Raw genomic sequence first — 20,765 nt, forward strand, 5'->3', positions numbered from 1 at the left:
AACTGGGCGCCAGGGAAGGGTTCTTATGGCGAAGCAGGAGCGCGCCATCAGGACGCGCAGAGCGATCCTGGAAGCCGCGGGCGCGGTTTTCGACGAGCACGGCTACACCTCGACCACCATCGCGATGGTGCTGGAGCGGGCCGAGGTCACCAAGGGCGCCCTGTACTTCCACTTCCCTTCCAAGGAATCGCTCGCGCAGGCGGTGCTCGCCGAGCAGGTGCCGTTCGGCACTGTGCCGGCGCAGCCCTGCAAGCTGCAGGAGATCATCGACATGACGTTCATGGTCGGCCAGCGGCTGCTGACCAACTCCCTGCTGCGGGGCAGTGTCCGGCTGGCGGTGGACCAGGAGACGCCGAGCCACGTCGATCACGGGGAGCCCTTCCGGCAGTGGTCGGAGCGGCTGACGTCCCTGATGGAACAGGCACGGGAGCAGGGCGAGTTGCTGCCCACGGTGGATCCGCCGGAGACGGTGGACCTGCTGGTCGGCGGCTTCACCGGCATCCAGCTGATGTCCCGGGCGATGACCGACCGGGCCGATCTCGGCCACCGGCTGTCCGTGCTGTGGGCGCACATCCTGCCGAGCATCGCGGTGCCGGGGCTGCTGCTCGGCCTCGACAGCAGGGCCGACCGAGGTGTCCGGATCCTCTCCTCCATGGACTCCCTCGACCTGAAGGCGTCTTGATCCTGCTGACCGGCGCGACCGGCACCGTCGGCCGCCTGGTCGCCCGGCGCCTTCCCGCCGCCGGGCCGGTACGGCTGCTGGCCCGCGACCCCGAGCGCGCCGCCTCACTCGCCGGCGCGCACGCCGAGGTGGTGGGCGGAGACTTCGAGGACCCCGCGAGCCTGCACCGGGCACTGACTGGCGTACGGTCGGCGCTGCTCGTCACGGTGAATCCGCTGACGCACGCGTACGACGAGAACTTCCTGACAGCCGCCCGCGCGGCGGGAGTCGGGCACATCGTGAAGCTGACCACCTTGTCGGTGACCGAACCCGACGCCATGGATCTCGTCACGGAGTGGCAGCGGGAGAACGAGCGGCTGCTGCGCGCCTCGGGCCTGTCCTGGACCCTGTTGCGACCGCGCGCCTTCATGTCCAACACGCTGGGCTGGGCCCGTTCGATCCGAGCGGAGGGTGTGGTGCGGAGCGCGAGCGGCACCGTCGCCACCGCGGCGATCGACCCGCGGGACATCGCGGATGTGGCGGTACGCGCGCTCACGGACCCGGCGGGGCACACGGGGCAGGCGTACGCGCTCACCGGGCCCGCGGGGATCACCCCCGTGGAACAGACGGAGATCCTGGGCGAGTTGCTGCAACGGGCGCTGAAGTTCGTGGAACTGACGGATGACCAGATACTTCGAGGGCTGCTCGCGCGCTATCCGGAGCCGGTGGCCCACGCTCTCGCGGAGAGTGCCGTGCGGGGGCGACACAGGTCGAAGGGGCAGGTGGAGCCGTCCGTGGCGGAGTTGCTCGGCCGGTCGGCGCGCGGGTACCGGGAGTGGGCGGCGGACCATCGGGCGGAGTTCGGCGGCCCGGCGGCCGGGTGACGAGCTCGAGGGCCCGTGAACACGACGGCGGGCCGGCCGGCGTCCATCCACGCCGACCGACCCGCCCGCTCGTGTCACACCGTCAGTTCACCTGAACCGGCGGGTGGTTCGCCCCTGAGGGCCGCAAGGCCGGAAGATCAGAAGGTGAGCTTCCAGCTGTTGATCTTGCCCGTGTCCGAGGCGGCCACGTCCTGGACACGCAGTTTCCAGGTGCCGTTGGCCGTCTCGCTGGAGGCGTCCACCGTGTACGTGGTGTTCACGTTGTCGGCGGAGTCCGAGGTGCTGGAAGCCTTCAGCGGGTAGGTCGTGCCGTCCGGCGCGACCAGGGTGATGACCAGGTCACCGCGGTAGGTGTGGGTGATGTCCACGCCGACCTGGAGGGCCGAGGGGGCGTTGCCGGTCCGGCCGGTGACGGCGATCGAGGACTCGACGGCGGAGCCGTTGTCCGGGACGGAGACCGCGGTGCTGGAGGAGAAGACGGTCCCCGTCGTGCCGCCGGTGCCGCTCACGGCCTGCACGGTCTTGGTCGCGTCGGCCAGACCCGCACCGCAACCGCCCGAGCAACTGCCGGGCAGGGCGCGGGCGTTGTTCTTGATGGCCGTCTCGATCTGGGCCGGGGTGAGCGAGGAGTTCGCCGACTTCATCAGCGCGACCAGGCCCGCGATGTGCGGGGTGGCCATGCTGGTGCCCTGGTAGTAGGCGTACGACTCGGTGGACGGGGTCTTCGCGCCGGAGTTCAGCGTGGAGAGGATGCCGTTGGCTGTGCCGGTGCTCATCTCGCCGCCGGGGGCCGAGATGTCCACGACGGAGCCGTAGTTGGAGTACGAGGCCCGGGCGCCGGTGCGTCCGGTCGCGGCGACGGTGATGACGTTGTTGCAGTTCGCCGGGTTGGAGGTGGAGGCGTTCGCGTTCTCGTTGCCGGCCGCGACGACCACCGTGGTGCCGCGGTTCACCGCGCCGGTGATGGCGCTCTGGGTCGCCGAGGAGCAGGCGCCGCCCCCGCCGAGGCTCATGTTGATGACCTTGGCGACGTTGGTGTTGGCCGGGACACCGGAGACGGTGCCGCCCGACGCCCAGGTGATGGCGTCGATGATGTCGGAGTCGTAGCCGCCGCACTTGCCGAGCGCGCGGACCGGGGAGATCTTCGCGTTGTACGCGATGCCCGCGACGCCCTTGTTGTTGTTGGCGACGGCGGCGATGGTGCCCGCGACGTGCGTGCCGTGCCAGGAGGAGCTGCTGCCCTCGGTCTGCTCGCACTCACCGGCGGCGTACCAGTCACCGGGGTCGGCCGGGTTGCTGTCGCGGCCGTCGCCGTCGACGGAGACCGCGGTGTCGGCGATGAAGTCGTAGCCGGCGACGATGTTCGCGGCGACGTCGGAGTGCGTGACATAACCGGTGTCGATGACGGCGACGGTCACGCCGGTGCCGGTCGCTGTGGTCCAGGCGCCCGGGACGCGCATGCCCGCGGCCGATTCGAACAGGTCCCACTGCTTGGCGTACTCGGTGTCGTTCGGGTCCGCCATCGGCTTGTTGAGGCGGTCCGGCACGACGTAGGCGACCTGCGGGTCGGCCTGGTACTCGGCGATGACGTCGGCGACGTCCGTCCTGCTGAGCTCCTCGCCCAGGTCGACGAGGGCCGCGCCGGTGCCCAGGCGGCGCTGGAAGTCCAGGTTCTCGCCGGCCTCCTTGCCCTTGGCGGCGGCGTCGGCGTCGGCGGCCTGGTTCGAGGTGGCCTCGGCCGCGCCGGTCCTGTAGCCGACGATGAGTCGCTCGGCCGGGGCGGCGACCGCCTGTGCGGCGGCGTCCACGGTGACGCCGGGGGCGACGGGCTCCTGGGCGACGGCGACCGAGGTGGTGGCCGCTGCCACCAGGGCGGCGGAGACCGCGGCGACGGATATCAGCTTCCGCCCCGTGGCACGGGTGGTTGAAGTACGCAAGGGCTTGCCTTTCGGTGCCGTACTCCGGGCCGCGCGGGCAGCGGGGAGTGGCGGGCGAATCGCTTCGTCGTCGAAGCGGCGGGGGTGCGGTTCGAAAAGCGGCGCGGCGGCCGGCCAAGCGCGAGCGGCCCGTTCCGGGGTTACCTATGGGGCGGCTGTGGTGGAACAGTAGGCAAAGAGAAGGTCATCCGGATACAGGGGAAACCCTCGATCAGGCCGGATCCACACCCTTGAGCGCCGGAAACCGACTCCGCGCGACGGCCGGTTGACCGGGTTGGGTGAGTTACGGCGGATTGCCGGATCCGCCCGCTGATTGAACGCGGCCCGCCCACTTCCCGTACTGCCCGAAAGCAGACCTGTTCCCCCTGGTCGAGGAGACGTTCCGGATGACCGCCCACCGCCGCACCCTCTCGGCCGCCGCACTCGCCGGCACCGCCGCCTTCGCGGCGCCGCTGTTGCTCACCCTGTCCGCGGCGGGTCCCGCCCAGGCGCACGGCGCCCCGACCTCGCCGGTCAGCCGCGCCTACGCCTGCTCCCCCGACGGCGGCAGCCTGGCCGGTACGGCGGCCTGCCGGGCGGCGGTCACCGCGAACGGCGGGGAGCCCTTCACCTTCTGGGACAACCTGCGGGTCGGAGACGTGTACGGCCGGGACCGCGCGGTGATCCCCGACGGCCGACTGTGCAGCGGCGGGCTGTCCGCCTACCGGGGACTCGACCTCGCACGCTCCGACTGGCCCTCGACCACACTGACGCCGGGCGCGCGGCTGACGATGACGTACCGCTCGACGATCCCGCACACCGGCACGTTCAAGATGTTCCTGACGAAGCCCGGGTACGACCCGTCCGGCCCGCTGAACTGGTCCGACCTGCCGGACCAGCCGTTCGCCGAGGTCAAGGACCCCGCGCTGACGGGCGACGCGTACCGCCTCAGGATGACGCTGCCGTCCGACCGGACCGGTCGCCATGTGCTCTACACGATCTGGCAGAACTCCAGTACGGCGGACACGTACTACTCGTGCTCGGACGTGGTGTTCCCGAAAGCGAAGGGCAGCACGGACGACTCCGGCAGCTCCGGAGACTCCACGCCGACCGCCACCGCCTCCCCCGCGGCACAGTCCAGGCCTGCCGAGGCCACCGCTTCGGCCGATCCGGCCGGACAGCCGGAGCAGGCCGCGGAAACGGGACGGGCGACGGAGTCCGCCGACTCCGCCGCCCCACAGACCGGGAGCACCGTGGCCGGCGCGCCGGTGGCGTCAGCCACCGACGGCACCGGGTCACGGCACCTGGTCGCGGCCGGCGCCGCGGCGGTACTGCTCGCCGTGGTCGCCGCCCTCGTTCTGCGGCTGCGCCGCCGGTGAACACCGGCAACCCAGCCGCTCATTGACGGTTCGTCAGTTGACGAAGACCGTGGCGCCGCCCTGCGTCACGTCCGTCACCGGGGCGTACTTGGCAGTGAAGTAGCCGCTGCTGAAGCACAGCGACGAACCGGACGACTTGGTGAACGCCTGGGCGGTGAAGTTGATGCTGTTGTCGGCGGTGCCGGTCGTACCGGTCAGGCTGGGCGCCTGGTAGACGCAGTTGATGCTGCCCAGCAGGGTGCGCAGGACAACGGTCGTCTGGATGACGGAGCCCGAGGCCGGGCTGACGACGACGGAGCCGTCGGAGCCCACCGCGGTGGTGTACGGCAGGTTGTTGACGGTCACGCTGGTCACGCCGAGCACGCCGAGGACATTGCTGGTGCAAGTGCCGAAGGTGTGCGCGGTGACCGACTCGGTGGCGGTGCCGGGCGCGGAGGGGTTGGTGGCGACCGCAGCCGTGAAGGTCGACGCCGCACACGAGACACCGCTGGTGCCGGTCGCGCTGGAGTAGAGCGTGGCGGCGGTGCCGGTGGCGAGGGAGGCGCTGAGGACGTCGCCCACGGCGACCGCGTCGCCGGCCGCGCTGTTGATGGTGAGGACGGTGTCGGCGGCGGACGCGGGGGTGACCGCGGCGACCGAGAGCCCGGCGACGGCGGCGGCGAGGGCGATGGCGGAGCGGGTACGAGTACGCATGATTGCGGGTGCCTCTTTCTGGAACTGGGGGTGTTGAGGGGTGGTGTCGAAGAGGTCGGGACACGCGAAAGTACGCGTGCGGAACGCATGAAGGACGCGGGAATGATGCCGTTGCCGGCCCGTAACGCCTTCTCCGTACGTGACGGACCGGCAACGACAACCGGCCGGTGACCGGCAGGAAGGCTTGGAGGGAGGCTTCCTGCCGGACCGGGCGGGACAGGGCGAACCGGCGGTGGCCCAGGGGGGAAACGGCCATGCCGGTGCCTCGGAGGCGGACTGCGGAATGAACAAAGAGTCCGGGAAGAGCGATGACTCGCATCGCTGCGGATCCGGCGCCACGGATCCGGGGAAACCAGGTCGAGTTCTAGACCTGAGGGACCGTCAACGTCAATACCCCGAACGGAAGTTGATGCAACCCATCGAACTTCCGGCCGACTCCTCCTTGGACTTCCGCGTGCGTCCCCGACCCGGGCCGCACCCCTCCGAGGGCCCTTCGGACCCCCCGAAGGGCCCTCGATCGCCCCGTGAAGTCACAGGTGGAGCATAATCCGCACCCTTTTTCCACAACTCCCTTGACCCTCGAAAGTAACCACGGGTAACTTCCTCGGCGGCTACTGGGGCGTAACCGTGAAAGCCCTTGCAACCGCCGGGAGTTGTGAGGAGACGTACGCCGCAGCCGCTGTCCGCGCCAGGACAACGTGCCAATCAAGCGTGACCAGCATTGACGCAGTTGACTATGTACTGGGAGCAGCCATGGCCTCGTCCTCGGACGCCTCGTCGTCCGCCGGATCCAACCCCGAGCAGCCCGGAAGCGGTAACGCTTTCGAGGGCGCCGGGGCCACGGGATCCACCAACGTGTCCGAATTCTTCCAAGGTGCCGGAAAGGGCACCGAACGACGCGGACGGGTCCGTGCGCGCCGCGCCGCCGTGATGGCGGTGCCGGCCACCCTGGTCGCCGCCACGCTCGCGGTTCTCACCGCCCAGGGCGCCCTGGGCGTCCAGTTCGCCATCTCGGGCATGCCGTTCACGGTCACCGCCACCGAGATGAAGGGCGATGGCTTCGAGCAGTTCGGCGCCCTCGACCACATGATCGAGGGCAGCCCGAACGAGGGCGACACCGGCGGCCAGGTCCTGGTCATCACCACCGCGATCAAGACCGCGACGATCACCAAGCTGTGCCAGAGCGTCGACCTCGGCGGCATCAACCTGCTGATCAAGGCGGGCGGCAACGGCACTCCGGTGTCCGCGACCGACCTGACGCTCGACGGCACCGAGCAGTCGGGCGACGCGTCCTTCACCAACATCGAGATCGGCAACGACGCCAGCACGCTCGACAAGGCAGGCGTCAAGGGTCCGGCCGGCGTCTTCAGTCAGCAGGCGGACACCATCCGCATCGCCAACCTGCGGTCGACCAACTACGCCACCACGGCAGCCGTGTTCAAGCTGCCCGGGCTGAAGCTCAGCTTCAGCGATACGGGTTGCTGATGTTGGGCATGGACCAACAGGAGGTGGGGCCCGCTTTCAGAACGTGGCGGGCCCACCGTCCGTTCGTGGGCGGGCTGCTGCTCACTCTGGGCGGGGTGGAGATCCTCGTCACGATGAAGGTCTCCCTGAAGATCGTCGTGCACCTGGGTATGCAGGGCCTTGCGGGCTTCATGCTGCCGGCGCTGATGGTGGTGTGCGGTCTGTTGATCCTCTTCAATCCCGCGCAGCGCCTGTTCTACTCGATCGTCGGCATCATGCTGACGCTTGGTACCTGGGTCACCTCGAACCTCGGCGGCTTCTTCGTGGGGCTCGCACTGGGAGCCGTAGGCAGCTGCATGGCCTTCGGCTGGCTTCCCGACCAGGAACCGCGTGTCAGCCGCAGCCAGCGACGCGAGGACAAGCGGAAGGGCAAGGCCGCCATGGTGGCCCCGGAGAGCACGGAGGCCACAACGGCGGACGACGGTCAGGAAGGCAGCGAGGGCAGCCTGCGCGGCTCGATGCGCTCCTCGACCGCCGCGTCACCCTCACACCTGACGATGTAGGCACCGTTCCTGTGGACCGAGCGGGCGTGAGCCCGTTCAGCCGCGCGCCCCGAACGGTCTTGGGCGAACTGGTCCCCGGCGTACTCGACCCCGAGGCGGCGACACACATCCTGTGCGTGGTCCGGGCCGGGAGGCCAGTTCCCTCACGACCTGGCCGAGTAGGTACGGCCAGAGGCGACGAGGAGGCCCTGAACCATCACACCGGTGGAGCAGGGGCCCCGCACTCCCCCAGAGGGGGTGCCCCCAGACACCGCACCTCGTGTCCCAGATCGCACCGCCACGCCAACCCGAACAGCCCAGGGCACTGCAAGCCCGGAGGCCGGCCATCACACGATCGAGTCAGCGGCCTTCGCAAAGGCCGGCCCGGCAAGCTGGCACAGCGGCGTGAGGTCGAAGCCCGCGATCCGGGCGGCCTATCCCATGCGGGCGGTGAAGTGCTCGGCGTCCCGATGGCCGTACCGACGTACAGGACGCGCGGTCTGCGGCCGTGGGCACCGGACAGGTCGACGGCGTGATGCACGAGGGCGTCGAACGCCACTGTGGTCCGGTCGAACGCCACCGTGGTCCGGCAGCCGGCGTGATGTCCGCCGGAGGTCGCGGCGCGCCTCGGCCAGGTCCGAGCGGGTGTCGAGGGACCAGGTGCCGAGAGCCGAGGGCCCGTGCCGCGTCCTCGGCGTCCTCTGCGGCGGCCACGAGGAGCGCGGGAGGATGGTCGGTTCGGAAGCGACCAGGCGGATGATCTTATCGATCGACGACGGGCTCCCGTCGATCGGCAACGGACTCGGCGACAACCGGCTCGGCCCGGTCGACGACAGGATCAGCCGAGAAACCGCCGCCCACCTGCGAAGATCCCTCTCCGGCCGGCCCGGTCGACGACCCGTCCGCCTTCAGTGCCTGCGCCTCACTCTTGAGGATGCGCATCGAGCGCCCCAGCGCGCGTGCCGTGTCCGGCAGCTTCTTCGAGCCGAACATCACGATGACCACGATGGCCACGACCAGCAGGTGCCAGGGTTCCAGTCCGTTCCGGAGCACAACCTCACCGCCCTTTCCTTCGTCTCACACAACAGTTGCCACTTTGCGCAACTGTACAACCAGGGTGAGACGTGAGAAGGGCGCCGATGACCACCAGCACGAGCAGGCAGGCCGTACCCCAGAGACACCGGTCCGCCGCGGGCGCCCGGCGGCGGAAGCCGGGTCGGCGTGGGCGGCTGGCACTGGCGATCTGCCTCTCGCTCCTGCTGCTCCTCGCGGCCGGCGCCGGCTGGGTCTATCTGAAGCTGGACCGTGACATCAAGACCTTCGACGCGGGCGGCATCTCGGACAACCGGCCCGCCGCGGGTTCGTCCAAGGGCGAGAACGTCCTGGTCATCGGCTCGGACGCGCGCAACGACGGCAACGCGGCACTCGGCGGCGGCGACGTGAACGACATCGGCCGCTCCGACACCGCGTTCCTGCTGCACGTCTACGCCGACCACAAGAACGCCGTGGCCGTCTCCATACCCCGCGACAGCCTGGTCACCATCCCGCCCTGCAAGCTGCCCGACGGCAAGTGGACGACCGCCCGGCAGGGCGTCAAGTTCAACGAGGCCTACTCGGTCGGCGAGACCGCCAAGGGCAACCCCGCGTGCACCCAGAACACGGTCGAGAGCATCACGGGTCTGCGCGTCGACCACACCGTCGTCGTCGACTTCAAGGGCTTCGCCGCGCTGACCGAGGTGGTGGGCGGGGTGAAGGTGTGCCTCCCCCAGAACGTGTACCAGCGTGATCTCAACCCCAACCGCACCACGCGCGGCAAACTCCTCTTCGACAAGGGCGAGCAGACGGTCTCGGGTCAGAAGGCGCTGGACTACGTCCGGATCCGGCACGGCATCGGCGACGGCTCCGACATCGGCCGTATCAAGCGCCAGCAGGCCTTCGTGGCAAGTCTGTTGAAGGAGGTGAAGAGCAATGGTCTGAGCCCGGCCAAGCTGCTCCCGCTCGCCGACGCGGCCACCAAGTCCTTGACCGTGGACCCTGGTCTCGGCTCCGCCCAGAAGCTGATCTCCTTCGCGATGTCGCTGAAGGACATCGACCTGCACAACACGAAGTTCGTCACCATCCCCTGGCGGTACCAGGGCGCGCGCGTCGCGATCGTCGAACCGGACGCGAGTGACCTCTGGGCCGCCCTCAAGGCGGACCGCACCCTGGACGGCAAGGACGCGAGCGGCAAGAAGAAGGCCTCGCCGAGCGCCAGTCCCACGGCCGCCACGACTCCCGTGTCCGGCAGGGGAATCACCGTCACCGTCTACAACGGCACCACCATCACGGGCCTGGCCGCGAAGGCCGCCGCCGAGCTGACCTCCGACGGTTTCACGGTCACCGGCACGGCGACCGCGAGCAGCCAGAACCACGCGACGACGGTCATCGAGTACGGCCCCGGGCACAAGTCCGACGCCCAGACGGCGGCCCGCGTCTTCCCCGGCGCGGCCATCCAGCCGGTGACGGCGCCGGGCGTCAACGTGGTCGTCGGCCAGTCGTACAAGGGCGGCTCCACGGCCACCCCGCAGCCCACCGCCATCCCGAAGGACGTCACCGAGGGAGCCCGCTCGGCGGACGACAACATCTGCTCGAACCTCAGCTACGGCTGACCCGGGCGGCCCGCGCCGGGAACCGCCGGCGCCGGGCGACGGCGAGGACACCCCCGTACAGCCCCAGCACGGCCGCCACAAGCGCGTAGTACGGCCCAGGCAGCCCCGTCAGCCCCAGCAGCGGGCCGAGCGGGGAGAGCGGCAGCAGGAGCCCCACAGCGGCGAGCCCGGCCGCCGCCCGCCCGACGGCTCCCGTGACCCGGCCCCCGCCGCCACGGAGCAGCAGCATCACCACGGCCTGGGTGAGGAGGTTCTCGGTGAACCAGGCCGAGTGGAAGACGGCCCGGTCGTCCAGGGCGTCGGGCCCGTGCAGCGCCAGGGCGAGCACGGCGAAGGTCGCGAGGTCGGCGACGGCGTTGAGCGCGCCGAAGCCGCCGAGGAAGCGGAGGAGGTCACGGGGGCGCAGAACGGTCGGCCGGGCCAGGGCACCGGGCGCGGGACGGTCGTAGGCGTAGGCGAGTTGGGCGGTGTCGAAGCACAGGTTCTGGGCGAGGACCTGGGCCGGGAGCATCGGCAGGAAGGGCAGCAGGAGTCCGGCGGCGAGCATCGCGACGACGTTGCCGAGGTTCGAGGACAGCGTGACGCGCAGATACGTGGCGATGTTGCCGCTGCTGTGCCGGCCGGCCGTGACGGCGTGGGCGACGGCGGCGAGGTCCTTCTCCCCGAGGACGACGTCGGCGCTCTCACGGGCCACGTCGACGGCGGCGCGGGGCGCGATCCCGACGTCGGCGGCGAGCAGCGCGGGCACGTCGTTCGCCCCGTCCCCGAGGAAGCCGACGGTGTGTCCGGCGGCCCGCAGCGCGGCGACGATGCGGGCCTTGTGGGCGGGTGCGCAGCGCGCGAAGACGGTCGTACGCCGGACCAGGTCCGCCAGTTCGGCGTCACCGAGGCCGACCAGCGCGTCCCCGTCCACGACCTCCCCCGGATCGAGGCCCAGGTCGTGGCAGGCGCGGGCGGCCGTGCCCGGATGGTCGCCGGTGAGAATCTTCACGCCGACGCCGAGCGCGGTGAGGTCGCGCAGGGCCTCGGCGGCGGCGGGCGCGAGGTCGTCCCGCAGGGCGACGAATCCCCGGAAGGTCAGGCCGCGTACGTCGGCGGGGGTCCACGCGCGGGTGCGCGCGTGCCGCTCGGCGGTGGCGACGGCGAGCAGACGCAGCCCGGTCGCCGCCTGTTCGTCGGCGCGGGCGAGCAGCCGAGCCCGCTCGGCGGGGTCCAGCACGCACCGTTCGACGACGTCCGCGACCGCGCCCTTGACGACGAGGACGTGGGTCCCCGGCCGACCCCGTACTCGAACACGAACCACCGCCGTGGCCAGTCGCCGCACCGGGTCGAAGGGCAGCGCCGCCACTCCGTCGTACCGCTCGTCGAGCGGTCCCGCCGCCGTCAGCAGTGCCTCGTCGAGGGCGTCCGGGGTGGGCGGTTCGGCGAGCTGGAGGGTCCACCAGGCGGCCGTGGCGGCCAGGGCGAGCACTTCGGGATCGTCCCTGCCCGCGGCGTCCACGGACCGTTCGACGACGGGCCGGTCCCGGGTGAGCGTGCCGGTCTTGTCGAGGCACAGGACGTCGACCGCGCCCAGGTCGTGCAGCGCGGGCAGCCGCTTCACCACGACCCCGTGCGCCCGGGCGAGCCCCGAGGCCCCGCGCGCCAGACAGGTGCTGACGACGACCGGGAGCATCTCGGGCGTCAGCCCGACGGCCACCGCTACGGCGAACGGGAGCGTGTCGGGCCCCTGTCCGCGCAGCGCCCCGCTCGCCATCAGCACGAGCGGCGGGGCGAGCAGCATGAACCGGATCAGCACCCAGGAGATCCCGTGCAGCGACCGGTCGAAGGCGCTCCTGTCCCGTAGTACGACCGCACCGTGCGCGCTCGCGAAACGCGTACGCGCGCCCGTGGCCACCACCACGGCGGTGGCGCTCCCGGAGGCGACGGCACTGCCCTGGAAGCACAGCTCGGGCCGCGCGAACACGCCCCGGTCCGCCGTACCCGGCCGTACGTCCTTCGCGACCGGCGCCGACTCGCCCGTCAGCGGCGCCTGGTGCACGGTCAGCCCGGTCGCGCGCAGCAGCCGTACGTCCGCCGGGACCAGGTCACCGGGCCCGAGCCGGATCACATCGCCCGGGACGAGTTCGGCGACCGGGATCTCCCGGGCGATCGGCGGCCCGCCCCCCGCCGGGCGGCGCAGGACCGTCGCGGTACCGGCGACCAGCTCGCGCAGCCCGCCGAGGAAACGTTCCGCCTGATGCTCGCCGGAGGCGCGCAGCACACAGCTGACCGCGACCAGGGACAGGATCACGGCGGCCGTCCCCCAGGCCGTGACGGCCGCCGAGACGAGCCCGAGACAGAGCAGTACGGCGGTGAAGGGGTCGCGCAGACTCCGTACGAACCGGACGGTCCGGCGGATCGGACGGGCGGCCGGAACGACGTTCTCCCCGGCCTCCGCCAGCCGCCGCTCGGCCTCGCCGTCGGTCAGAGCGCGCGGGAAGTTGTCGAGGCGCCGCGGTGTCCGCAGATCAGACTCCACGGAGGTGCCGTACGGGGGTGCCGTCGGCCCGGTCGGTCAGCCGCCCGACCAGCAGTCGTACGACGGTGACGATGTCCGGATCGTCGACGAGGTACACCTGCCGGCGGCCTTCGCGTCGCGACCGTACGAGGCCGGCGAGTCTCAGTTTGGTGAGGTGCTGGCTCACGGCGGGCAGCGCGCCGCCGACCCGCTCGGCGAGCCCGGTCACATCGCTCTCGCCCTGTGCCAGCGCCCACACGATGTGCAGCCGGGCCGGCGAGGCGAGCAGCCCGAAGGCCCCGGCGGCCTCCGCCAGCACCTCGGCGGACGGATCGTCGAAACCGGCGTTACCCGTAGTACCTGTCACCACCGCGCCAGTTTATGCCGGTGCGGGACCCGTGCTGCGTCGCACGATGAGGTGGGCGGGGATGACGGAGACCACGGCGCCCAAGTCCGCGCCCGTCTCCTCCCGGCCGTCGATCCGCGCGAGGAGCAGCCGCAGGGAGCGGGTGCCGATCTCCTGGAAGTCGGTGCGGATCGTGGTGAGCGGGGGCAGCAGATGGGCGGCTTCCGGGATGTCGTCGTAGCCGACGACGCTGACGTCGTCCGGGACCCGGCGGCCGGCCTCGTGGAAGGCGCGCAGCGCGCCGAGCGCCATCTGGTCGTTGGAGGCGAACACGGCGGTGACGTCCGGATCGCGGGCCAGCCGCCGGCCCAGTTCGTACCCGGCGTCGGCGCTCCAGTCGCCGACGAGCGGCTCGGGCACCTCGGCCCCGGCCTTCTCCAGGGTCTCGCGCCAGCTCGCGGCCCGGCGTTCGGCGGACGTCCAGCCGGTCGGTCCGGCGATGTGCCGGACCGTACGGTGGCCCAGGCCCAGAAGGTGTTCGGTGGCCAGGCGCGCCCCGCCCCGGGAGTCGGCGGTGACCATGGGGGTGTCGTCGCCGAGGGCGTTGTCCATCACGACGAGGGGAATGTCGAGGTGGGCCTCGGCGAGCGCCCTGCCGACGCGCCGTTGCGGGGCGATGGCGATGACCCCGTCGGCGCCCTCCGCCGACAGCCGGTCCACGGCCCGGACGACGGTGTTCCGGTCGGCGGTGTCGAGGGCGATGGAACTGACCAGGTAACCCGCGTCCTGGGCGGCGGTGTTGATCGCGGTGAGCGTGGAGGCGGGCCCGTAGCGGGCCGCGTCGAAGGAGATCACCCCGAGCATCCGGGTCCGTCCGCTGGCCAGCGAACGCGCGCTGCGGCTCGGCCGGTACCCGAGCGACCGCATGGCCTCCAGCACCGACTCACGGGTCTCGGCCCGCACGGCCGGATTGTCGTTGAGCACCCGCGACACGGTCTGCTTGGAGACACCGGCCAGCTGTGCCACGTCGTCCATGACCGGCCGTGCGCCCGCGAAGTTGCGCCGGCTGCGTCCCTTGGGAGCAGCGCCGCCACCGGCACTTCGGGTCATGGGGGTCGCATCCTTCGGCTTCGTCATGTGGCGGTGGTGCCCCGCCCGGCTGGCCCACAGGATAGGCCGCCGGACGGACGTCACCACCGACAGGCTCTACCCTCCGAACACGTGAGTCCGGACCGTTACCCACTCGACCCGCGTGATCCCGGCCTCCCCCACCGGCACGGTCACCGGCAGGTGCACGGGTGCGTCGGCGGCGAACGGCAGCACCCTCACCCGCAGCCCGCCGCCGGCCCGGAGTGCGTCGTCCGGCAGCCGGTCGAGGCCCAACTCCCAGACCCGCCCCGCGAAGAACTGGTCGGCGACCAGCGTGTCCCCGACCTGGGCGCGGGCCACGTCTCCGGTCCAGTGGATACGCAACAGCGTTCCGGTGCGCGGGAGTTCGTCCGGTACGTCGATGAGGTACTCGGCGGCGGACGTGTCGAAGTACGTGTCCGCGGGGGCACTGGCCCGGCCCAGTACGCCGGTGACGGTGTCGGGGGCGGGCCCGGCGGCCCGGACGAGGGACACGTCGAGGGTGCCGCGGTGGCTGCCCGTGGGGAGCGTGTAGCGGGTGAACACCCCGTCGGAGGACACCGCCAGGTTCTCGCCGGGAGGCCTCTCGGGCGAGGGCAGCACGGCGAACGATGTCTTCGCCGCCGCACTGTGCACCCGTACCTCGCCGGCCGGTTCGTCGAAGACGACTCCGTCCCCGGCGCCGCACAGGATGAGCCGCTCGGCGCCCCAGGCCACGCCCCGGTAGGCGGTACGGGCGGTCGCCGCGTCCAGCACCAGCAGTCCGACCTGGCCGCCGTCCACCGTCCCGACCTCGACGAGGGCGTCCGTGCCGGGCCGCAGTCCGGTGACGAGGAAGCGGCCGTCGGCGGACACGACCTGCCCCATGGGGGTGTGCACGTACCTCAACGTCCCGATGTCCAGGGCGAGTTCGACGGGGATCCCGTCCGTGGCGGCCAGCACCAGGACGGTACGTCCGCCGACGTCGACCGTGCACACCGGCTGGGCGGTGGCCCAGTCGAGCCGGAGTCCGGCGACGTCGAGACGTAATGGCCAGCAGAAGTAGGCGCCCTGAGGGATCGTCACCGGCACGCTGGGCAGCGTCAGTTCGGGAGCGTCCGGGAACTCCACGGTGAACGACGTGTCCGGGTGGTCCGGCAACGGCTCGTGCGGCTGATGGTTGTTCACGAAGAGGAAACCGGAGTCACCGTCGCCCCGCACGGCCCACCGCAGCGTCTCCCGGTCGTCCTGTCCGGTCGGCTGTCGCGCGGGCAGCGCGGACTCCATGGGTGCGATGCCCTCGCCGAAGTCCGCCAACAGCAGGTGCTGGAGGCGCAGTTCGTCGTAGGAGGGCCGGTACTGCCCGTACTCGCCGAGCGGCGCCTGGAAGTCGTACGTCAGGACGGGGAGGTCGTTCGGGTAGCCGGTGGCGTGGGACTCCTGGAGGGTGGTCAGCTCGCCCGCCGGGTTGGTGCCGCCGTGGAACATGTAGTAGCCCTGCCAGACCGAGCCGCACCCGATCTTCGTGAGCCCGAGGGCACCGATGTCGGCGCCGTCGACGCGTGGCCGGCGGTGGTAGGCCACGGCCATCCCGCCGCCCAACTCACAGGTGGCCCAGGGAAATCGGTCGGTCGACGCCGGTTCGCCGCCCCGCACGTGCGTCGGCCGCAGGTCGGCTCCGATGCCCTCGTCGTCGCGCTGGTGGGTGAAGAAGAAGTGCTTGCGGCAGGTGTCGGACCAGCCGCCGTCCCACTCCGTCCAGAAGGTCTCGGTGTAGCCGCCGTACAGCGGAAGCAGTTCGTCGGGCGGGAGTTGGACCCCTCCCCAGGCCGTCGAGGTCCAGAGCGGGGCGCTCAGCCCGGCCTCCTCGGCCATCCGCTTCAGGGTAAGGAGGTGCCCGGGTCGGTCGTACAGCTCGTTCTCGATCTGGATGGCGACGATCGGGCCGCCGTGCGCCCGGTCCAGCCCCTTCAGCTGCTCGGCGATCGCGGTGAACCAGCCGCGTACGGGTTCCAGGTAGGCGGGGTCGTCGGTGCGGGGTGCGCCGGTGCGGGCGAGCAGCCAGTCGGGCAGGCCTCCGCCCCGCACCTCGGCGTGGCTCCAGGGGCCGATGCGCGGGATGAAGTCCAGGCCGTGGCGGGCGCAGAGTTCGGCGAAGCGGCGCAGGTCGCGGTCGCCGTCGAAGCGGACCCGGCCCTCGATCTCCTCGTGGTGGATCCAGATGAGGTAACTGGCGACAGCCGTCACCCCGGCCGCCTTCATCTTCAGCAGCTCCTCCTCCCACTCCCCCGCCGGGTAGCGGGTGTAGTGGAACTCGCCGGAGACGGGAAACCAGGGGCGTCCGCCACGGGTGAAAAAGCGGTTGGTCACCTCGATCCGATCGGCGGCTCCCGGCGCGTCGGAGAAGGGGAGGTGGCCGGTGAGCGGGGGTTCGGTGGCCGTAGGGACCCGGAGGAAGTGGCGGGTCATGGCTTCACCGGGCCGAGGTCGGGCGTGTCGGTGAGCAGGGCCTGCGCGGAGGTGGTGGCGTTGAGCTCGAGGAGCAGCAGGTCGTTGGCGCCGGGGCGCAGTACGGGCGCGGGCACATAGAGGGTGCGCTGCGGTCCGCGGTTCCAGTAGCGGCCGAGGTGGAAGCCGTTGATCCAGGCCTGGCCCTTGGTCCAGCCGGGCAGCGACAGGAAGGTGTCGGCGGGGGTGACGACCTCGAAGGTGCCCCGGTGGAAGGCGGGTTGGGCGGCCGGGGTCGCGCCCGAGGGGGCGAAGGTCAGCGCACTGAGGTCGTCGAGGGTGAGGGGGTGGCTGTCCCAGCCGTGCAGCGCGGTGCCGTTGAAGGTGACCGCTCCGAGGAGTCCCTTGGGTGAGCCGATGCGCGGCCCGTAGTTGACCCCGCCCATGTTCTCCACGAGCACCTCGACCGCCGCTCCGGCAGCGGGGATCCGGACCGGCAGGGACTCGTCGTGCCGCTCGCGTTCGAGTACGCCGACGGGGGCACCGTCGACGAACACCTGCGCCCGGTCGCCCACCCCGCCCGCGAAGTGCAGCAGCCCGTCGCCCGCGAGGGGAGCTGTGGTGCGGTAGAGCACGTATCCGGCGCGCAGCCCCAGTTCGTCCATGGTCACCGGGTCCTGGGTGCGCACGGGCTTCGCGAGGAGCCCCGCGTTGGGCAGCAGGGGCGCCTGCAGTCCCAACTCGACGACGGTGGGCGGCAGTTTGACGCTCGGCGCGGGAACCGGCTCGTCGGGGACGGGCGCGTGCCGGGCGATCACGTCACGGAAGGCGTGGTACTTCGGGCCGGGGTCGCCGTTCTCGGTGAGGGCGGCGTCGTAGTCGTAGGACGTGACCATGGGCTGGTAGGCGTGGTCGTGGTTGGCGCCGTTGGTGAAGGCGAAGTTGGTGCCGCCGTGGAACATGTAGATGTTGACGGACGCGCCCGCCGAGAGCAGCCGGTCCAGGTCCGCGGCGGCGTCGGCCGCGTCCCGGGTGTGGTGCTCCTCGCCCCAGTGGTCGAACCAGCCGATCCAGAACTCGGCGCACATCAGGGGCCCTTCGGGCTGATGTGCCCTCAACTCGGCCAGGGAGCGGTCGACTTTACTGCCGAAGGTGCCCGTGGTGAGCACACCGGGGAGGCTGCCCGCCGTGAGGTGCTCGGGGTTGGCCTGGTCGCAGGTGAAGAGCAACTCCCTGATCCCGCGCGAGCGCAGGGCCTCCGCGAGGTGTTCGAGATACGCGGTGTCGTCGCCGTACGCCCCGTACTCGTTCTCCACCTGGACGGCGATGACGGGACCGCCCGACTCGGCGAGGTACGGCAGCAGGGGCGGCAGCAGCAGGTCGAGGTAGCGGTCGATGGCGCCCGTGAAGCGGGGGTCGCTGGAACGCAGCCGGATGTCCGGGTCGGTGGTGAGCCAGGAAGGGAGCCCGCCGCCGTCCCACTCCGCGCAGATGAAGGGGCCGGGCCGCAGCAGGACGTGCAGCCCCTCCGCCTTGGCCAGTCGCAGATAACGCGGCAGATCGAGGATCCCGTCGAGGGCGAGGGTGCCCGGCTCGGGCTGGTGGAGGTTCCAGGGGACGTACGTCTCCACGGTGTTGAGGCCCATCAGGCGGGCCTTGCGCAGCCGGTCGGCCCACTGGTCGGGGTGGACGCGGAAGTAGTGCATCGCGCCGGAGATGATCCGGAACGGTTCGTCGTGCAGCAGGAAACCGTCGGACGTCGTTGTCAGGGCGGGCATGCTGGGGTTTCCCTTCGGTTCGCGGGTTCCAGCCGGTTCGCTGGAGGTGAGGTGCGGTGATCGGCAGCGGTCGTTCAGTGGGGGGTGTTCGACGGAAGGCGTTCAACGGGAGCCGTTCAATGGGTCCGGGTCGCGCGGATCAGCCAGAGCGTGGCCGCCAGGCACAGCGCCGAGACCCCGCACAGCAGCAGCGGCACGGCCCGTACGCCGGACCACTCGATGGCCTTGCCGAGCGCCGGTCCCGCGGCCACTCCCCCGGCCATCGACGCGGCGATGACCACGGCACCGGCTCTCCGCGCCCGCGGGGCGGCCCGGTTCAGCCAGGGCAGCCCGGTGGGGAAGATCGGCGCGATGAAGAGGCCGACGCCCGCGTAGGCGTAGGGGGCGAGGACGGGTACGGCGGCCAGCAGCAGGCAGACGGTCATCCCGGCGCAGGACACCGCGATGATCGACTGCGGCGAGAAGCGCAAGGCGAGCGGGGCGGCCAGGAAACGGCCCGCGGTCATCATCAGCCAGTACACGGAGGTGGCCGTGGCGGCGCCCGCAGCCCCGTATCCGACCGTCTCCAGGTGCGTCGGCTCCCAGCCGCCGACGCCCGCCTCGATGCCCACGTGCAGGACATAGAGGGTGACGAAGACGCCGAGTACGGAGCCCAGGCTGCGGGCGAGCACCTGCCCGCCGGGGCTGCCGGACTCGGGTGCCGGGGCCGCCGGCTGCGGTACGTGTTCCCGTACACCTCGAAGGCACAGCAGCAGGGGCAGGTTGGCGAGGGAGAAGGCGAGGAAGACGGCCGGATAGTGCTCGGCACCGACCACGCCGATCAGGGCCGGGCCGAGAATCGCGCCGACGCCGAAGTGGGCGTTGAGGATGTTCAGCATCGCCGTCGAACGGTTGCCGAAGCCGACCGCGAACAGCTGGTTGAGGCCGTAGTCGATACCGCCGAAGCCGAGCCCCGCGACCAGGGCGGCGGCCAGCGCCACGGGCCAGTTCGGCGCCAGCGCGAAGCCCGCGGCGCCGGCTGCCATCAGGAGGTACGAGCTGCCGAGGATGCGCCGGTTGCCGAGTCGCGCGTACAGCCGGTCGAAGAGGAGCACCCCGACGACCCCGCCGGCGAAGTGGGCGCTCAGCCCGAGACCGGCGGCCGACGGGGAGAGCCCGAACTCGTCACGGAAGGCCGGGATCGACGGACCGTACAGGGCCTGGATGACCCCGATCAGCACGAAGCCGATGCAGGAGGCGACCACGGCGACGGGGCTGAAGACCGGAACGGTCGGGGTCGTAGGCGGCGTCGAGAGGACTCGCTGCTCGGTGACCGCCGGTCGTCCGGTGGGTTGGCCGGTCACGTGGACTCCCGTCGCCTGTGGTCGAGAACGCGGCTGACTCGCCCTCGCTCCAGTGCGGGGACGGCACAAATGTTACCGGTAACATTTGTGCCGTCAAGATCCCCCGAGGCCTTTCGCCTCAGGGGATTCGCAAGGGAGTCGGCGGGATCAGCCGCCCGCGCCGGGCGACCGGCTCGGAACACTGCCGGCCGGCCTGCGGGCGAGGACGTACAGCGGTATCGGCGGGGTGTACGGGGAGTCGCCCTCGGGGCTGTGGATCAGCCGGGGCCGGGCGGACGGGGAGGCCGGCCGGGTGCGCGTCCAGGACGGGTCGGCCGACTGGGCACCGGCGACGCAACGCGTGCCCGGCCGCCGGGTGACACCTGGGTGGGAACCGGACGGGACGATCCGCCACCTGTGCTGGTCGTCGGCGAAGACACAGCCGACGCGGGGCAGTGAGTCCATGATCCGCCGCTCGTGCTGCCTGTGCTGCCTGTGCTGCCCGTGCGTCCTCACGGCGTCGCAGCCGGGGCCGGCGGCCGGCCGGGCAGGGAGGACGAGGCGGCCGGGGCGACCCGAGTGGCCGGGGCACTCACGTGGAGGCTTGGTCGAGGGGGGTGCGTGGAGCGGCGGCGGCGTGAAGCGGAGGGCGGACCGGAGGGGGTGAGGTACATGGGGAGTGAGGGATGGGTGAGACGGGTGGGGCGTGTGGGACAGGTACGTGAGCGGGCCTCGCGGGCTGTTCGGGCGCGGGTCAGGAGCGGGAGTACGGAGGGTGCGGTGCTGGCGTTCCATACGGTCCATGTGAGGCGATTCCTTCGGCCGAGTGGGGGACGGGCCGGATGCGGTGCGGGGCCGACGGGTGCCAGGAGGCGGGTACGGCGGCCTGTACAGCGTGGGGGGCGGATGGAGTCGGGGGGAGAACGGATGCGGGCGCGCGGGTGAGGGCGGCGGCGCGCACCGAGGAAGGGGCCGGTGCGGGTGCGGGAGTGAGCGCGGCGGCGCGCGACGGCGGAGGGGCGGACGCGAGTGCACCGATGAGCGCGGCGGCAGGCGTCGGCGGCATAGAGGGTGCGA

The 20,765-nt window shown here is 71.5% G+C and carries 16 protein-coding genes; 6 read left to right on the forward strand and 10 right to left on the reverse strand.

Going from position 1 to position 20,765, the window contains the following annotated elements; genetic code table 11:
• The first annotated feature begins 25 nt into the window (after positions 1-25).
• Together G3I71_RS30540 and G3I71_RS30545 are read left to right on the forward strand one after the other, a co-directional pair.
• On the forward strand, positions 26-682 hold the full coding sequence (locus G3I71_RS30540) for a ScbR family autoregulator-binding transcription factor (protein ID WP_164319584.1): 657 nt from the start codon (positions 26-28) through the stop codon (positions 680-682).
• Entirely contained in the window at positions 679-1,545 is an 867-nt protein-coding gene (locus G3I71_RS30545) for an NAD(P)H-binding protein (protein WP_164319586.1), read from the forward strand. The genes G3I71_RS30540 and G3I71_RS30545 overlap by 4 nt, the downstream gene beginning before the upstream one ends.
• Positions 1,546-1,682: 137 nt before the next feature.
• Here G3I71_RS30545 and G3I71_RS30550 read toward each other — a convergent pair whose 3' ends face one another.
• The gene (locus G3I71_RS30550; RefSeq protein ID WP_164319588.1) at positions 1,683-3,482 is read right to left on the reverse strand and encodes a S8 family serine peptidase; all 1,800 of its coding nucleotides are present in this window, start codon (positions 3,480-3,482) and stop codon (positions 1,683-1,685) included.
• A 386-nt stretch (positions 3,483-3,868) separates the two neighbouring features.
• On the opposite strand from G3I71_RS30550, the gene G3I71_RS30555 reads away from it, so the two are divergent.
• The gene (locus G3I71_RS30555; protein WP_164319590.1) at positions 3,869-4,840 is read left to right on the forward strand and encodes a lytic polysaccharide monooxygenase; all 972 of its coding nucleotides are present in this window, start codon (positions 3,869-3,871) and stop codon (positions 4,838-4,840) included.
• Between the two features lie 33 nt (positions 4,841-4,873).
• On the opposite strand, the gene G3I71_RS30560 is transcribed toward G3I71_RS30555, so the two are convergent.
• Positions 4,874-5,533 (reverse strand): Tat pathway signal sequence domain protein, encoded by a 660-nt coding sequence (locus G3I71_RS30560; RefSeq protein ID WP_164319592.1) that lies wholly within the window; start codon positions 5,531-5,533, stop codon positions 4,874-4,876.
• A gap of 753 nt (positions 5,534-6,286) precedes the next feature.
• Here G3I71_RS30560 and G3I71_RS30565 point away from each other — a divergent pair.
• Complete coding sequence (locus G3I71_RS30565; RefSeq protein ID WP_164319617.1) at positions 6,287-7,018, forward strand: DUF6230 family protein; 732 nt, start codon at positions 6,287-6,289, stop codon at positions 7,016-7,018.
• Positions 7,018-7,560 (forward strand): DUF6114 domain-containing protein, encoded by a 543-nt coding sequence (locus G3I71_RS30570; RefSeq protein ID WP_239149429.1) that lies wholly within the window; start codon positions 7,018-7,020, stop codon positions 7,558-7,560. The genes G3I71_RS30565 and G3I71_RS30570 overlap by 1 nt, the downstream gene beginning before the upstream one ends.
• A 741-nt stretch (positions 7,561-8,301) precedes the next feature.
• Here G3I71_RS30570 and tatA read toward each other — a convergent pair.
• Positions 8,302-8,592: a Sec-independent protein translocase subunit TatA gene (tatA, locus tag G3I71_RS30580; RefSeq protein WP_164319594.1), complete on the reverse strand. Its 291-nt coding sequence runs from the start codon at positions 8,590-8,592 to the stop codon at positions 8,302-8,304.
• A gap of 86 nt (positions 8,593-8,678) precedes the next feature.
• Here tatA and G3I71_RS30585 point away from each other — a divergent pair, with 86 nt between their 5' ends.
• On the forward strand, positions 8,679-10,187 hold the full coding sequence (locus G3I71_RS30585) for an LCP family protein (RefSeq protein WP_164319596.1): 1,509 nt from the start codon (positions 8,679-8,681) through the stop codon (positions 10,185-10,187).
• On the opposite strand, the gene mgtA is transcribed toward G3I71_RS30585, so the two are convergent.
• The 7 genes from mgtA to G3I71_RS51455 all read right to left on the reverse strand — a co-directional run bounded on the left by mgtA (position 10,174) and on the right by G3I71_RS51455 (position 20,153).
• A complete protein-coding gene (mgtA, locus tag G3I71_RS30590) occupies positions 10,174-12,708 on the reverse strand; it encodes a magnesium-translocating P-type ATPase (RefSeq protein ID WP_164319598.1) in 2,535 nt (844 codons plus the stop codon). The two genes, G3I71_RS30585 and mgtA, sit on opposite strands and share 14 nt — an antisense overlap.
• Entirely contained in the window at positions 12,698-13,057 is a 360-nt protein-coding gene (locus G3I71_RS30595; RefSeq protein ID WP_164319599.1) for a metalloregulator ArsR/SmtB family transcription factor, read from the reverse strand. Before G3I71_RS30595 ends, mgtA begins: the two co-directional genes overlap by 11 nt.
• Positions 13,058-13,066: 9 nt before the next feature.
• Positions 13,067-14,143 (reverse strand): LacI family DNA-binding transcriptional regulator, encoded by a 1,077-nt coding sequence (locus G3I71_RS30600; RefSeq protein ID WP_164319602.1) that lies wholly within the window; start codon positions 14,141-14,143, stop codon positions 13,067-13,069.
• Between the two features lie 96 nt (positions 14,144-14,239).
• Positions 14,240-16,609, reverse strand: a complete 2,370-nt coding sequence (locus tag G3I71_RS30605; RefSeq protein ID WP_164319604.1) for a beta-galactosidase — start codon at positions 16,607-16,609, stop codon at positions 14,240-14,242.
• Complete coding sequence (locus G3I71_RS30610; protein ID WP_164319606.1) at positions 16,606-18,366, reverse strand: beta-galactosidase family protein; 1,761 nt, start codon at positions 18,364-18,366, stop codon at positions 16,606-16,608. Before G3I71_RS30610 ends, G3I71_RS30605 begins: the two co-directional genes overlap by 4 nt.
• 116 nt (positions 18,367-18,482) lie before the next feature.
• Positions 18,483-19,610, reverse strand: a complete 1,128-nt coding sequence (locus G3I71_RS30615; RefSeq protein WP_164319619.1) for an MFS transporter — start codon at positions 19,608-19,610, stop codon at positions 18,483-18,485.
• 246 nt (positions 19,611-19,856) lie between these two features.
• Entirely contained in the window at positions 19,857-20,153 is a 297-nt protein-coding gene (locus tag G3I71_RS51455) for a hypothetical protein (RefSeq protein WP_239149430.1), read from the reverse strand.
• Positions 20,154-20,765 lie beyond the last annotated feature (612 nt).

Origin of the sequence: Streptomyces sp. SID12501 (genome assembly GCF_010550245.1) — a bacterium.
Classification (GTDB): Bacteria; Actinomycetota; Actinomycetes; order Streptomycetales; family Streptomycetaceae; genus Streptomyces.

What these genes read in the sequence shown, in the direction of transcription:
- G3I71_RS30600 (WP_164319602.1), bottom strand. Translation starts at nt 14,143, where the DNA reads ATGACCCGAAGTGCCGGTGGCGGCGCTGCTCCCAAGGGACGCAGCCGG.
- G3I71_RS30565 (WP_164319617.1), top strand. Translation starts at nt 6,287, where the DNA reads ATGGCCTCGTCCTCGGACGCCTCGTCGTCCGCCGGATCCAACCCCGAG.
- G3I71_RS30555 (WP_164319590.1), top strand. Translation starts at nt 3,869, where the DNA reads ATGACCGCCCACCGCCGCACCCTCTCGGCCGCCGCACTCGCCGGCACC.
- G3I71_RS30540 (WP_164319584.1), top strand. Translation starts at nt 26, where the DNA reads ATGGCGAAGCAGGAGCGCGCCATCAGGACGCGCAGAGCGATCCTGGAA.
- G3I71_RS30560 (WP_164319592.1), bottom strand. Translation starts at nt 5,533, where the DNA reads ATGCGTACTCGTACCCGCTCCGCCATCGCCCTCGCCGCCGCCGTCGCC.
- G3I71_RS30610 (WP_164319606.1), bottom strand. Translation starts at nt 18,366, where the DNA reads ATGCCCGCCCTGACAACGACGTCCGACGGTTTCCTGCTGCACGACGAA.
- G3I71_RS30605 (WP_164319604.1), bottom strand. Translation starts at nt 16,609, where the DNA reads ATGACCCGCCACTTCCTCCGGGTCCCTACGGCCACCGAACCCCCGCTC.
- G3I71_RS30570 (WP_239149429.1), top strand. Translation starts at nt 7,018, where the DNA reads ATGTTGGGCATGGACCAACAGGAGGTGGGGCCCGCTTTCAGAACGTGG.
- G3I71_RS30585 (WP_164319596.1), top strand. Translation starts at nt 8,679, where the DNA reads ATGACCACCAGCACGAGCAGGCAGGCCGTACCCCAGAGACACCGGTCC.
- G3I71_RS51455 (WP_239149430.1), bottom strand. Translation starts at nt 20,153, where the DNA reads ATGGACTCACTGCCCCGCGTCGGCTGTGTCTTCGCCGACGACCAGCAC.